The organism is Pseudotabrizicola sp., from assembly GCF_030684215.1.
Classification (GTDB): Bacteria; Pseudomonadota; Alphaproteobacteria; order Rhodobacterales; family Rhodobacteraceae; genus Pseudotabrizicola.
Genome location: NZ_JAUXOV010000080.1, coordinates 1 through 13,270, shown reverse-complemented (window position 1 = coordinate 13,270; position 13,270 = coordinate 1). Strand labels below are relative to the sequence as shown.

Annotated in this window: 12 protein-coding genes; 2 read left to right on the top strand and 10 right to left on the bottom strand. The window is 60.5% G+C overall.

Annotated features, from left to right (window positions below; genetic code table 11):
- Positions 1-48 precede the first annotated feature (48 nt).
- The 5 genes from Q8K08_RS21730 to Q8K08_RS21710 form a co-directional block, all read right to left on the bottom strand.
- Positions 49-810, bottom strand: coding sequence for an alpha/beta fold hydrolase (locus Q8K08_RS21730; RefSeq protein WP_304800778.1), 762 nt, complete (start codon positions 808-810; stop codon positions 49-51).
- Positions 807-2,108 (bottom strand): TRAP transporter large permease, encoded by a 1,302-nt coding sequence (locus Q8K08_RS21725; protein WP_304800776.1) that lies wholly within the window; start codon positions 2,106-2,108, stop codon positions 807-809. Before Q8K08_RS21725 ends, Q8K08_RS21730 begins: the two co-directional genes overlap by 4 nt.
- Positions 2,095-2,619, bottom strand: a complete 525-nt coding sequence (locus Q8K08_RS21720; RefSeq protein WP_304800774.1) for a TRAP transporter small permease — start codon at positions 2,617-2,619, stop codon at positions 2,095-2,097. Before Q8K08_RS21720 ends, Q8K08_RS21725 begins: the two co-directional genes overlap by 14 nt.
- Before the next feature lie 128 nt (positions 2,620-2,747).
- Entirely contained in the window at positions 2,748-3,731 is a 984-nt protein-coding gene (gene dctP, locus Q8K08_RS21715) for a TRAP transporter substrate-binding protein DctP (protein ID WP_305251686.1), read from the bottom strand.
- 42 nt (positions 3,732-3,773) lie between these two features.
- A complete protein-coding gene (locus tag Q8K08_RS21710) occupies positions 3,774-4,784 on the bottom strand; it encodes a D-cysteine desulfhydrase (protein ID WP_305251685.1) in 1,011 nt (336 codons plus the stop codon).
- Positions 4,785-4,892: 108 nt separating this feature from the next.
- On the opposite strand from Q8K08_RS21710, the gene Q8K08_RS21705 reads away from it, so the two are divergent.
- On the top strand, positions 4,893-5,816 hold the full coding sequence (locus Q8K08_RS21705) for a LysR family transcriptional regulator (RefSeq protein ID WP_304800767.1): 924 nt from the start codon (positions 4,893-4,895) through the stop codon (positions 5,814-5,816).
- A 27-nt stretch (positions 5,817-5,843) separates the two neighbouring features.
- Here Q8K08_RS21705 and Q8K08_RS21700 read toward each other — a convergent pair whose 3' ends face one another.
- The 5 genes from Q8K08_RS21700 to Q8K08_RS21680 all read right to left on the bottom strand — a co-directional run bounded on the left by Q8K08_RS21700 (position 5,844) and on the right by Q8K08_RS21680 (position 12,573).
- A complete protein-coding gene (locus tag Q8K08_RS21700; protein WP_305251684.1) occupies positions 5,844-7,151 on the bottom strand; it encodes a sigma-54 dependent transcriptional regulator in 1,308 nt (435 codons plus the stop codon).
- The gene (locus Q8K08_RS21695; RefSeq protein WP_305251683.1) at positions 7,148-8,887 is read right to left on the bottom strand and encodes an ATP-binding protein; all 1,740 of its coding nucleotides are present in this window, start codon (positions 8,885-8,887) and stop codon (positions 7,148-7,150) included. Before Q8K08_RS21695 ends, Q8K08_RS21700 begins: the two co-directional genes overlap by 4 nt.
- A gap of 58 nt (positions 8,888-8,945) precedes the next feature.
- Positions 8,946-11,006: a TRAP transporter fused permease subunit gene (locus Q8K08_RS21690; RefSeq protein ID WP_305251682.1), complete on the bottom strand. Its 2,061-nt coding sequence runs from the start codon at positions 11,004-11,006 to the stop codon at positions 8,946-8,948.
- A gap of 71 nt (positions 11,007-11,077) precedes the next feature.
- Complete coding sequence (locus tag Q8K08_RS21685; protein ID WP_304804402.1) at positions 11,078-11,593, bottom strand: DUF1850 domain-containing protein; 516 nt, start codon at positions 11,591-11,593, stop codon at positions 11,078-11,080.
- The gene (locus Q8K08_RS21680) at positions 11,590-12,573 is read right to left on the bottom strand and encodes a TAXI family TRAP transporter solute-binding subunit (RefSeq protein ID WP_304804404.1); all 984 of its coding nucleotides are present in this window, start codon (positions 12,571-12,573) and stop codon (positions 11,590-11,592) included. Before Q8K08_RS21680 ends, Q8K08_RS21685 begins: the two co-directional genes overlap by 4 nt.
- A 337-nt stretch (positions 12,574-12,910) precedes the next feature.
- Between Q8K08_RS21680 and Q8K08_RS21675 the strand changes: the two genes are divergently transcribed.
- Positions 12,911-13,093 carry a hypothetical protein gene (locus Q8K08_RS21675; protein WP_305251681.1) on the top strand — a complete coding sequence of 61 codons (183 nt, stop codon included), beginning with the start codon at positions 12,911-12,913 and terminating at the stop codon, positions 13,091-13,093.
- The last annotated feature ends 177 nt before the right edge of the window (positions 13,094-13,270 follow it).

The window sequence follows — 13,270 nt, the reverse complement described above, 5'->3', positions numbered from 1 at the left end:
CCAGTATCCGTCTGGCTGACCGATGATGATGTCCGGTCTGGTGGCAGTTCAGTCAGGCAACAGAAAGTCTCGGATCATGGCGTTGAAAAGCGCAGGCTTTTCCAGATGCACAGCATGACTGGCCTCTGGAACCACAGCAAGACTGGCATCGGGTATGCCCCGCCACAGGGCTTCTACCTGCGGCCAGCGATAGGACCTGTCCTGATCTCCCCAGACAATCCGGCACGGCATCCGCAGCTTGGCAAGGGCCGCGCGCCCATCCCAGTCGCGCATCGCCACAAGGGCGTTGCGCGCCGCCTGCGGGTTCGCACGCCTGCCAAGATCGCGCGCCAGCGCATAGCCCGTCGCGTCATTGCCTTTGACAAACCATGTCGCACAGATGCGATCCGCCGTGGCTGCAACCCCTTCGGTGGCCAGACGCTCCATCGAGGTTTCCAGCGGCTCGAACCGATCAGGCATGCGCCCCAAAGGGCCGGTTCCGTAAAGCACCAGCTTTTCAACACGGTCCCCGGCGCGGGCTGCCATTTCTTGCACGATCATCCCGCCCATGCTGTGACCCATAAGCGCAAAGCGCCCGATCCCCAGCCCGTCCAGACAGCCAAGCACCGCTTCGGCAAAACTGCCGATGCTGTCGGGCCCTGGCAGGGCCGCCGCAGCGCCAAAGCCGGGCAGATCGGGGGTTATCACATCATGGCCCGGCGCAAAGGCGTGCAACTGGTCCTGCCATTGGGCGCTGCCCCCCAGATAACCATGCACCAGAACAAACGCAGGGCCGCTGCCTGCGCGAACAAACGGCAATTCCTCTGTCACTTGACCTGCCCCGGAAGCCAGAGCGCCGCCTGAGGAAACACGATCATCACACCGACCAGAACGACCAGCGCCCCGATGAAGGGAAGGCTGCCGATGATCACATCGCCCACAGTCACCTGCCCCCGGCTGATCCCCTGAATGACATAAAGGTTCAGCCCGACAGGGGGCGTCAGCACCGCGATCTCCATGGTGATTGTGTAGACGATCCCAAACCAGATCAGATCGAAACCGGCAGAGGCAATCAGCGGCACGATCACCGGCAGGGTGATGAACGTCATCGACACAGGTTCCAGAAACATCCCCAGCGCGATGTAGAACAAGATGACCATGCCCAGCACCATCCACGGCGCAAGATCGAAGCTCAGGAACAGCGTCGTGAACTGCTGCGGCACGCGGTAGTAGTTTAGCACAAAGCCGAACAGCACGCCCGCCGACAAAAGCAGCCCCAGATAGCCCATCGTGCGCATGGTCGACATCAGCGCCTGCACAAAGCCCGCCCAGCGCAGCCCTCCAACGCCGACCGCCAGCAAAACCGTCACCAGCGCGGCAACGGCTGCCGCCTCGGTCGGGGTGGCGATCCCGCCATAAATGGCCAGCGTGATCACCGCCCCGATGACAAAAACCGGCCCAAGCGATAGCACAACCTGCATCAGGCGCATCCGCGGGCCCCTGTCGCGTTCGGGCACGTCCTGCGGGCGCAGCCAGCCCCAGATCACCACCACCAGCACGAACAGCGTGGCAAGGATCAGCCCCGGAATGACCCCGGCCATGAACAGCTTGCCAATCGACTGGTCGGTGACGATGCCATAAAACAGCAAGATCAGACTGGGCGGCAAAAGCACGCTCAGGGTGCCCCCGGCCGCCAGAACACCGCTGGCCAGACGCTTGCCATAGCCAAGCCTCAGCATCTCGGGCAGGGCCACCCCGCCAATGGTCAGCGACCCCACCATCGAAGACCCGCAAACCGCGCCAAACCCCGCGCAGGCCCCGATCGATCCATAGGCGGCCGATCCCCGGATACGCACCCCGCGATGCATGAATTCATAGAGGTTGGCCCCGATGTTGGACCGGCTTATCAATTCGCCCAGAAAGATGAAAAGCGGCACCGCCAGCAGGATGTAGTTGATCCACACCCCCCAGAGCTTCAGCTGTGCCGAGACGAGCGAGGTGTTGAAGCTTTGGATCTGCCACAGGAACGGCAGTGATGCCGCCGCCAGCGCAAAGGGGATCGGCAGGCCAAGCGCGATGAGCAGGACAAGAAGTCCCAGCAGTCCAAGGCCGACTTCATACCATTCCATCGCGTGCCTCCGCTGCAGGTGCCGAGCGCAGCGCCAGTTGCACAAGGCGCAGCACGGCATAAAGGGTGAACAGTGTCAGGGAAAGCGCCACCGGTGCCCAGAACAGAAAGCGCGGCCAGCGAAGGATTTCCGACGCCGCACCAGAATTGAAAGCGCGGATTGTCGCGTTGATCGTGGTGATGGAAAAGAACAGACCGATCAGCACCATGATCGCCCCGTTGAACAAGGCCAAAAGCTTTTGCAGCCCCGGTCTCAGCTTATCGGTCAGCAGGGTGACGCGCGGATAGGAATCCTCGCGCATGGCAAAGGCCAGACCGACCAGCGCAACAGGAAACAGCAGCAGAGCCGTCGCTTCGGTCACCAGCCTGTCAGGTGCGCCCATCACATAGCGCATGAACACCCCATAGCTGATCCAGATCATCTGAACAAAGATCAGAAACGCGCCAAAGGCCGCAAGGGCAACAACCAGTGCCTCGACCCATAAGACCAAACGATCAATCAGTTCACGCATCCGTCCCCCGCTTTCCGGTGTTGCTCCAAAGGGGGCTGTTACTGTCCGCGCCCATGCGTCCCGCCCAACCCCCTGCCCTTTTTTCAACGAAGGCGCGGAAAACCAGATCGGGTTTTCCGCGTGCTGTCTTACAGACGGTGCTTGGCAAACAGATCGCGCAGCTTGCCGGCCAGATCCGGCCCGCAGGCCGCGTCCACCTCGGCGGCCCATTTCGGTTCGATCTCGGCGATCAGAGCGTTGCGCTCTTCGGTCGAGATCGACACGGCCGCACCACCGCCGCTCATGACGGCATTACCAACTTGTTCGTTGATCCAGCTTTCATAGCGCGGCTGCAACCAGGTCTCGGTTTCGCTTGCGGCTTCGAGAAGGGCGGCGCGGTCAGGTTCGGCCAGCGCGTTGAAGCGATCGACGTTCATCATATACTGGATATTGCCATAAAACAGATTGGCATTCACCATATACGGCATGACATTCCACAATTGCCACGAGCTGTAGGTTGCAACACCCATGTTGATACCGTTCACGACACCGCGTTCGGCGGATTGGAATACCTCGCCCGGTGCAATGAACACCGGTTGACCACCCCATGTCTCGATCATCAGGCTGACCAGCGGCCCGATAGAGCGGACAAGCTTGCCATCCAGCTTGTTGAGCCCGTCAATCGGTCCCTGAAACCACCATTCCTGATCATAGGAATAATTCGAATTGAGGATCGGGATCAGCCCCACCGCCGCAGCCTCGGGGGCGATCAGTTCGGCATAGGCTGCATCCAGCCCGATCTGGTCGGTCAGATTGATTGCGGCAGGATAAAGCGATGTGACCCGGTAGCAGGGCAGCCGCGTATCGGCTGAAATCCAGCTGATATCCGACACGCCGCCCTGCAATGCATCAACCCCATCAGACCACGTGTGGAGGGTCGAGGATGGAAAAATCTCGACCGTAACGCGGCCTTCGGTCTTCTCAGTGACCAGTTCTGCAAACTTGATGAACCCCTGATGGCGGATGTCGGTCTCGTTCACATAGGTCGAAAGGCGGATCGTTTCGGCATGTGCCGCGCCAGCCAGAAGGGCTCCGGCAAACGACATGGCAAGGACATTGGCGGTTGTGGGCATGAGTGTCTCCGCTGTTGGGTGTTGGATGGGATCACGAGCCGCTCAGGCGGCTTTCTGGTTGGAAAACAGGTGGCCGTAGGCAAACAGCGCCACAGACCCACCGGTGTGCAAGAACACGACGCGCTCATCCTTGCCAAAGGCTCCGGCACGAATCATCGCCACAAGCCCGGCGAAGCCCTTGCCGGAATAGACCGGGTCCAGCAAGATGCCTTCGGTCCGGGCCAAAAGCCGGATGGCATCGGTCATCTCTGGGGTAGGCTGGCCATAGCCGGGGCCAACCTGATCGTCATAGGCCACGACCATCTCACGCGGCAGGGTGCCGCGCGCGCCGATCAATTCGGCCGTGCGAACGCCCAGCGCGTGCACATTGTCGATCTGGCGCTCACGCGGGGCGCGGACAGAAATGCCCGTTACGGGAATCGGCGCATTCAACGCGAAAAGGCCTGCCAGCAGACCTGCCTGCGTACCGGCACTTCCCGTCGCATGAACGATATGGTCAATACGCAAACCAGCGTCGTCGGCCTGCCAGACAAGTTCCTCGGCACAGGCGGCATAGCCCAGCGCGCCCACCGGGTTAGAGCCGCCACCCGGAATGACATAGGGCTTCAGGCCCTTGGAGCGCAGGGTCTCGGCCAGGGCCTCAGCCTCGGCGTTCATGTCGAGACCTTCGGGGCGAAAGTCGATTTCGCACTCCAGCACGGTGTCCAGCAACACATTTCCGGCAGTTTCATAATCTGCGCCCTGATTTGTCACGCGCCGTTCCAGCAGCGCATGACACTTCAGCCCGACGCGACAGGCCGCCGCCGCCGTCTGGCGCACATGGTTCGATTGCGTGGCACCTTGAGTCACCAATGTATCGGCGCCTTCGGCCAGCGCCGCTGCCACCAGAAACTCCAGCTTGCGGGTTTTGTTGCCCCCCGAGGCAAGCCCTGTGCAGTCATCCCGCTTGATCCAGATTTCCGGTCCGCCCAGCACTTCGGTCAACCGGTCGAGGCGTTCCAGCGGGGTGGGGAAGTGGCCAAGGCGATATCTGGGAAACCGGGAAAGATGCATGCTGGGATCCTTACTTCTTACTTTCAACATGTAAAACACTGAAGTTAAGCCTGTTCAAATGCCAATATCATGCAATAATATGCAGAAAACGCATGAAAGAAGCCGCAAATGCGCCTTGAGTGGATCGAAGATATCCTTGCAGTTGCGGAACATGGGTCGCTTCAGGCGGCCAGCGCAAAGCGCAATGTGTCCCAACCTGCCTTTTCACGCCGGATCCGTCAGATCGAGGAGGCCCTCGGCGTGACATTGTTCGATCGCACCGCGCGCCCGGCGAGGCTTGTCCCGCATGTGGCTGAACAACTGGATAGGATGCGCGAACTCTCGGCGGGGCTGCGTGATCTTGCGCTGGTGCTGCGCGACACAGAGGGGTCGCGCCACAGACGGATTGTCATCGCCTCGCAACATGCCATCGCGGCCACCTCGACCCCCGAGATCATAGGACGATACGCCGATCTGGATGTGGACACCCGGCTGCGCTCTGCCAATCGGGATGACTGCCTTGCCCAGTTAATGACCCGCCGCGCGGATATCGCCCTGATCCACAATGTCGCTGGCCATGAGGGTATCCCCGGCTCTGACTTTCTGGAAATGATGGATATCGGCACCGAAACCCTGATCCCTGTCTATGCTGCGGATCGGTTGCCAACGCTCAACCAAGCCTATGCGAGAGGGGAGCTGCCTGTTATCGCCTATCCGGCCGATGTGTTTCTGGGTCAGGTCCAGAGGCGGATCATCTTTCCAAGGCTGACACGCGTTGGCCGCATTCGACCGCGTCTGGAAACAGCGCTGACCCTTGCAGCGCTGGAATTTGCGCGGACCGGCTTTGGTGTCGCATGGATCCCCGAACACCTTGCCAACCCGGACATACGCACCGGGCGGCTTGTGAACCTGCGCAGCACCTTGCCCGCGATTTCGATGACGCTCATCGCCGCGCGTCTTGGGGACACACGGTCGGCCATACTGGACGAGGTTTGGGAGAGGATCAGGACAATGTCCACGCCACTGGCAAACATATCAACAATCACGCGATAAAAGCATGGTCGCCCGCTTCGCACAGGATCAAGGCTCGGCGTGCAACCCGTAGCGCCGCATCTTGTCATTCAATGTCCGCCGTGGAAGCCCCAAAGTATCTGCCGCACGCAACGTGTTTCCTCGATGCGCATCCAGCACCGATGCAATTTCACGCGCCTCAAATTCGGAAACACGCTGCGCAAGCGTCTGCGGCCCCGGTGCAGCGCTTTCCAGCGACTTTGTTTCAAAAAGCCCAAGAGCATAGGCTTCGGCATCTGTCTTCAACTCACGCACATTTCCGGGCCAGCCGCGCCGTTTGAGTTTCTGTAGCAGGTCCCAAGGCAGGTCAGGATCGGGTCGGCCATAGCGCCGCGCCGCCAAATGGGCGTAATGGGTGAAAATCAGCGCAACATCTTCGCCAGCTTCGCGCAGGGTCGGGGTGGACAGTTCGCTTCCCGCGAGCCGAAAAAAGAGATCATCGCGAAACCCCTCGACCAGACGCAAATTGGTTTTTGTCGTTGCGATAACGCGGATATCCAAAGGTCGCGGCGTGTTTTCCCCGATCCTCTCGACCATCCGTTCCTGAAGCACTCGCAACAGCTTGGCCTGTATTGGCGGAGGCATCGCCTCGACCTCATCCAGCATCAGCACGCCGCCATGTGCGGCCTCGATCTTGCCAGCACGGCCATGCAAATCATGCGCGAATATGCCCGCGGCATGGCCGAACAGGATGGTTTCGGCCATCGCTTCGGGAAGGGCTGCGCAATTGAGGGCAACAAACGGCCCATGCGTGCGCGTGCCGCCTCCATGGATGGCGCGCGCGGCCAGTTCCTTGCCCGTGCCGGTTTCACCTGTGATCACGACATCCAGATCAACCTGCGCCAAAGCTTCAATGCGGCGGCGAAAGCTGCGCATGGCGCGCGACGTGCCCAGAATGCTGACATTCGCCCGCTCTGCCAGCACCTGTTGCAGGCGCGCAAGCTCGGTCCGTGTGGCGTTAGCTTCAAGCGCGCGCCGGATGACCGCCAGCAAATGCGCTGAGTCGTAGGGCTTTTCAAGGAAATCCTCGGCGCCCGCGCGCATCGCATCAACTGCGTGGCCCACATCGCCATGCCCCGTCAGCATCACAACCGGAAGCCCCGGAGCCTGTGACTTGACCTGCGCCAGCAAAGCCATCCCGTCCATGCCGGGCATTCGCAGGTCGCTGACCAACAAATCGGGCATCTGGGAAAGTGCGCCCAAAGCTGCCTGCGCACCTGCAAAGCCCTGCACCTTGTAGCCTGCGGTCTCGACCAGATCGCAAAGCGCCGCCAGATGGTCGCAGTCATCATCCACGATATGAACAAGCGCCGTCATTGTGCTGCAACCTCGGCCAACATGGCCAAGGGAAGGACAACCGTAACCTTTGTCCCCTGCCCCTTGACCGAAGCAATCTCCAGCGTGCCATTAAAGTCGGCAAGAATGGCCTTGCAGATGGCCAGCCCCAGCCCCAGCCCTGCACCTGACATCTTGCTTGAGAAGAACGGCTCTGTCACCCGTGGCAGATCGTGATCGGCGATACCCGCACCCGTGTCACTGACACAGAGCAGCGCTTGGCCATCCTGCGCCGACACCGTCACGTCAATCAATCGCTGCTCACTGTCAGCCATTGCATCAATCGCGTTAAGCAGCAGATTGACCAGAATTTGCTCTACCCGAACCGCGCCGGCCAAAACCATAACGGGGCTGTCGGATATGGTAAGGTTATAGGTCACACCGACCACCCGCGCGCGCGGCGCGACCATTTCCAGCGCACTCGTCAAAGGCGCGCGCATGTCGATCAATGAAAGTTCGCCCGCCTCTTTGCGCCCAAAGCTTTTCAGGTGATGTGTGATCCGCTGCATCCGCTTTATCAGGCCGCGCGCCGTGCCCAGACGTAACCCCGTCGCGCTATCATCCTTGCGCAGCCCCATTTCGGCGGCGGCAAGCGTGGCTTCCATTGCAGCCAGAGGCTGGCTGATTTCATGCACAATGGCTGCCGACATCCGCCCGAGCGCGGCCATTTTCTCGGTGTGGATCAAGGCCTCTTGTGTGGCGCGCAAATCACTTTCCACCTGCGCACGGGCCTCGATTTCGCGGGCCAGTTCAGAGGTGCGCACCTTGACCATGCACTCTAGATTCTGAGATTGCGACAGCCGAAGCGCAATGATCTGCCTGCGCTGTTTCCATGCCATAAGCCCGGTCGCAATGCCCAGCGTTGCCAGTGCGGCAAGAACGGCCCACCCCATGGCGACACGATACAAAGGGCCGGTGATGCGCGCTGCAATCACCTGCCACCCTGTCGCGGGCATCGACACAACCCGCGCAATCCAACCCTGCCCCGAAACATCAGCGCCCGAGTGCATGTCAGTAGACAAGACGACACTTTGAGCCAATGTCGCCCCCTCATAGGCGCGGGTGCGGGCAATTTCCTGCAATGTCGCCTCATCAAGCGGCAACAAGGGACGATACTGCCAGTCAGGCCGCGCAGACAGGAACACGACGCCGTTTTCATCCGCCAGCGCAACATCGGCACCGGCTGCCCGCCAAGTCTCTTGCAAGGGTTCGAGGTTCAGCTTGACCACAAGAACGCCGACAGCATCACCCGCAGCAACACGGGTAGACAGAAAATAGCCGGGCACTCCGGTTGTGACCCCTATGGCATAGAATTTCCCGTGCCCTTGCTGGATCGCTTTTTGGAAATATGGTCGAAAGGCATAATTGTGGCCGACAAAACTGCCCTCGCGATTCCAGTTTGACGCAGCAATTGTAAGGCCGCTGGCATCGAGCAAGAACAACTCATCCGCGCCGGCATGCTTGGATATCGTTTCCAGATAGATATTGGCCTCGTGCAGCGACCCGGTGCCGGTCAGCGCAGAACGGATCCGCATATCCTCGGCAGCAACATCGGGCAAGGCGCGCAGGCGGTCCACCTCAGCCTCGACGGCGCGCGCGGTCAGCAACAGGGTCTGGTCAAGTTCTTGCCGTGCCACCCCCAGCGCGTGATGCTGGGCTGCAACCCAAACCACCACCGCCGCCAGAACAGCCGCAAAGAATGGCAGGAAGGATTTCATGAAATGGCCCTTTTACCGTGTCGTGAAGCAGACAGGATAGAGTGTTTGCACCTGCGCGTCAGCCACTTGCGACAGGATTGGCAGCCCCCCGCCCTGCGCGCCGTGACTTGAGCCAGTTCCAGATCAAAATCCCTAGAACCAGCATGCCGCCTGCGGCTTCGATCCATTCGTCGGGGTTGAAGATGGCTATCACCCCCGGCACGATCAGCAGGCGTGACAGCTTGTCCATCCAGGTAAACAGATACCCCTCGATGGCCGAGGCAAAGCCCACCAGTCCGATCACCACAAGGATTCCGGTCCAGATCACATACCATGTCTCGCCGCCCATGATGATCTCGGGGTTATAGACCATGAAAGCGGGGATCAGATACAGACCCTTGGCATATTTCCACGCCTGCATGCTGGTCTCCATCGGTTTCGATCCGGCGATGGCAGCCCCGGCGAAACCGGCCAGTGCAATGGGCGGGGTGACGTTGCTGTCCTGACTGTACCAGAACACCACCAGATGCGCGATCAGCAGCGGGATGCCGAATTCCTGATTCAGCGCGGGACCAACCAGCACGATCAGCACGATATAGGCCGCCGTTACCGGCAGACCCATGCCAAGGATCAGACTGGCCAGCAGCACGAAGATCAACGCCAGCGCCATATTGCCGCCCGACAGCGAGATCATCATCGAGCTGAACTTCAGCCCCAGCCCGGTCAGCCCAACCACGCCGACGATTATGCCCGCCACAGCACAGGCCACACTGACCGCAACCGCATTGCGTGCGCCCAGTTCCAGCGCCCGCGCCATCAGGCGCAGCCCGTTCAAGATCGCAGCCTGAAGCCGGTCAATGGTCAGCGGCTTACCCGATTTAGGGTCCATCACGATAAGGGTAAAGCCAGCACGCAGGGCTGTGACAACGATCACCGAAACAATCGCCCAGAACCCCACCCGCGTGGGCGAGATATTGTTTACCAGCAGATAGACCAGCACCACCAACGGCACGATAAACTGCCAACCTGCCGCCAGCACATCACGCACCACCGGCAATTCCGACGCGGCCATACCGGTCATGCCCGCTTTCATCGCCACCAGATGAACAAACAGATAGACCGTCCCCAGATAGAGGATCGCCGGAAAGATCGAGACCATGACGATGTCGATATAAGGCACATTGGTATATTCCGAGATCAGGAAGGCCCCCGCACCCATCAGGGGCGGCGTGATCTGCCCCCCGGTTGAGGCGGCAGCCTCGATCCCGCCAGCCTCTTTCGGCTTGTAGCCAAGTTTCTTCATCAAGGGGATCGTGAACGCCCCAGTGGTGACCACATTGGCGATGGCCGAACCCGAGATTGACCCCATTCCGGCCGAGGCAATGACAGCGGCCTTGGCAGGCCCGCCTGGCTTACGCCCCGTTGCAGCAAAGGCCATATCAATGAAGAATTTACCCGCCCCGGTGACTTCCAGAAAGGCACCAAACAGTACGAACATGAAGACATAGGTCGCGGCCACCCCCAGCGGCAGCCCGAAAATCCCCTCTTGTCCCAGATACAGTTGCCCCACCACACGCTCGAGACTGGCACCGCGATGCGACAGGATGCCCGGCATCCACTCCCCCAGCCATGGCAGCGCGCCGCGCGGTCCGGCAAGCGCATAAGAGATGGCGGTCAGGCCAATGATGGTCATGCCAAGGCCCACCACGCGGCGGCTGGCCTCCAGCACGGCAATTGTGGCGATGATCCCCATGGCGATGTCGGTCTGCGACCACCAGCCCGCACGGCTGATGATGTCATCAAGGAAAAAGAAGATATAGAACCCGCTGAGAAAAGCGGCGGTCAGGAAGACCGCATCGACGATCCAGCCGATGATGCCGCGCGGACGTGTGGCGCCGGTGATCGGAAAGATCAGGAAGGCCAGAAACAGGATGAAGCCCAGATGCGCCGAGCGCTGGTAGAACAGGCCCATCGGCTTGATGCCAGCCGTGTACAACTGGAACAGCGACATCAAAATGGCGACAACCGTGATCAGCCACAGGATCAGGCGCGACTGAACCGCATCCGCCGATTGCAGGTTTACTGGCAGGTCGGGAGATCGGGCGGCGGTGGCCGTGACGTCGGATGTCTGCTTGCTCATGGTCTTGTCCTGTCGGTGCAAGGGCTTGGGCTAAGGTCTGCGATCACTCTTGGTCTGCGATCACTCTTTGGTCAGGGTCGGTCAGGTTTCAGACGCAAAACGACAGGGGTGTCTGCCGCGATCTGGCTGAGCGACAGGGATTGTCCACCGCCGCTCAGGGTGTGATTCACCGCCATGGGCCCTACACGCAGAGCAAGTGCGTTGCCGGGGATCACCTCATCTATGCCGGTGATCCAGTAGCCGCCCCCCGCTGAAGGTTGCAGCTGGCCGCGCCCTGCCACCTCGCCCAGACCGGCCGCGAAATCGTGCAGATAGGACCGTGTCAGCACCATCGTGCCTGACCTGTTCTCGAAACAGTCGGCCACTGCGCCACCAGTGACGGAATGGGACCAGCGCAGGCAAATCGCGTGCCCCGCGTCAAAGGGCAACTGACCCAGCATTTGCCCCTCGCGCGTCTCAACCGCAAGGACATCACCTGCCCGCGCAGCTGCGGCGCAAGCCAGGGTGGCGTAAGACAAGGTTACGCAAAACAGGCCAGAGGCAAACAGGGCGGCCAAAGATGGCCGCCCGTTCTTGTCACGCCTCACGGACGCTGGTGATCCTGCACAGCGGCGCCGACTTCTTCCAGATAGCGCAGCGCGCCGGGGTGGAAGGGGATCGGGGTCGATGCCACAGTGAATTCGACCGTGGTGTCATTGGCCGCCGGGTGGATCGCGATCAGCTCGGCCACGTTCTCGAACATCGCCTTGGTGATGTTGTAGGCCAGCTCTTCGTCCATGTCGGCATTGACCACCAGAACGTTCGGGGTCGAGATGGACTGCACCGGTTCGGCCATACCATCATACATGCCAGCACGCAGCGCGTAAGGCGCAAAGGTCGGCTCGGCCTCGCGGGCTTTGGCGATTTCGTCATCGCTCAGGCCTACGACGCTGATTGAGCGGGTGGCGGCAAGGTTCATGATCGACGAGGTGGGCGGACCCACGCTCCAGAACCCAGCCACAATGTCACCATCGCGGATCGCGTCGGCGGTCTCGTTGAAGTTCAGGCGCTGCGGATCGAAATCATCATAGGTGATGCCATTGGCTGCCAGAATGATCTGCGCACTAAGTTCGGTGCCCGAACCGGGGGCGCCCACAGACACGCGCTTGCCGCGCAGGTCTTCAAGGCTGGTGATCCCGCTGTCAGCCAGCGTGACGATCTGCACCGCATTGGGATAGATGGAGGCCAGCGCGCGCGCCTCGGGGATCTGTTTGCCCTCAAATGCGCCAGTGCCGGTGAACGCCTGATAGACGGTATCGGCAAGCGCCAGCGCGATATCGCTGTCGCCGCGCTGGATCAGCGCCATGTTCTCTACCGAGGCGCCGGTCACTTCGACACTGGCAGAATAGCCATCCACATATTTGCCAATGACTTCGGCCAACCCGCCGCCATAGGGATAATAGACACCGCCAGTGCCTCCGGTGGCGATGGACAATTCCTGCGCTTGCGCCGCAGAACCAAGGCCGATCACAACAACTGCAACCGGGGCGATCAGGGCGCGAAGCCCTCCAACCAGCTTTATAGACATTCTTTCTCCTCCACTTTCAGGCGTTGAGCCCTTGATATCCCGTCTCTCCTCCCGGGATGGCCTGTGGGTAATGGATACACTTTCATGAGAACAGGATTTTGAGGATCAACACGCAATTCTCATGGCATCAGGCCGCCAAGTTCCACGCAGGAATTCGCCAAAGACCGCAGTTTTCGAACGAGCGGCATCTCTGACCCCTCAAGAATGAACCAGTTTGAGCGGCAAGAAAAGAGTAAGCCTACGCCGAGGGTCGTCTTATTGAGTTGAAGATTTCCGCTTAGGTCCGACGTTATGTCCTGTCTGAGGTTGGCAGAATAGCTCGTGGACCTATCTCGACATGACGACCTTCGCACGCAAGGTCGCAGGAGACCTTGGACCGATAACGGCGGCACGACTGCTCCGCCAGCTAGGCATTCTGGCTTTGGGGAAGGAAGCCAAGTCTCTGCAGGTCAAGTTGCCGTCCGAGTTCGATCCTGAGCATCACAGAGTCTATCGCTTCCGCAGGAAAGATATCGAATGATCGCCCGGTCCGCAGTTCGTCCGTCTTCAGGCGGAGGTTCCTCGGCCTCTCCGACATGGAGCCGACGCGCGCAGCGGCGTCGGCTACTGCGCCTGCAAGTCAACATGGAGACATCTCGCAGCCCATCGGCCGCGGCTTGGGCTGCGCACCTCTTTCAAGGATGGGTGCCGACGTGCC

Bases quoted from the DNA above. Each gene is read 5' to 3' on its own strand.
- dctP (WP_305251686.1), bottom strand. From the start codon at position 3,731: ATGCCCACAACCGCCAATGTCCTTGCCATGTCGTTTGCCGGAGCCCTT.
- Q8K08_RS21690 (WP_305251682.1), bottom strand. From the start codon at position 11,006: ATGAGCAAGCAGACATCCGACGTCACGGCCACCGCCGCCCGATCTCCC.
- Q8K08_RS21720 (WP_304800774.1), bottom strand. From the start codon at position 2,619: ATGCGTGAACTGATTGATCGTTTGGTCTTATGGGTCGAGGCACTGGTT.
- Q8K08_RS21695 (WP_305251683.1), bottom strand. From the start codon at position 8,887: ATGAAATCCTTCCTGCCATTCTTTGCGGCTGTTCTGGCGGCGGTGGTG.
- Q8K08_RS21675 (WP_305251681.1), top strand. From the start codon at position 12,911: ATGACGACCTTCGCACGCAAGGTCGCAGGAGACCTTGGACCGATAACG.
- Q8K08_RS21700 (WP_305251684.1), bottom strand. From the start codon at position 7,151: ATGACGGCGCTTGTTCATATCGTGGATGATGACTGCGACCATCTGGCG.
- Q8K08_RS21680 (WP_304804404.1), bottom strand. From the start codon at position 12,573: ATGTCTATAAAGCTGGTTGGAGGGCTTCGCGCCCTGATCGCCCCGGTT.
- Q8K08_RS21710 (WP_305251685.1), bottom strand. From the start codon at position 4,784: ATGCATCTTTCCCGGTTTCCCAGATATCGCCTTGGCCACTTCCCCACC.
- Q8K08_RS21705 (WP_304800767.1), top strand. From the start codon at position 4,893: ATGCGCCTTGAGTGGATCGAAGATATCCTTGCAGTTGCGGAACATGGG.
- Q8K08_RS21725 (WP_304800776.1), bottom strand. From the start codon at position 2,108: ATGGAATGGTATGAAGTCGGCCTTGGACTGCTGGGACTTCTTGTCCTG.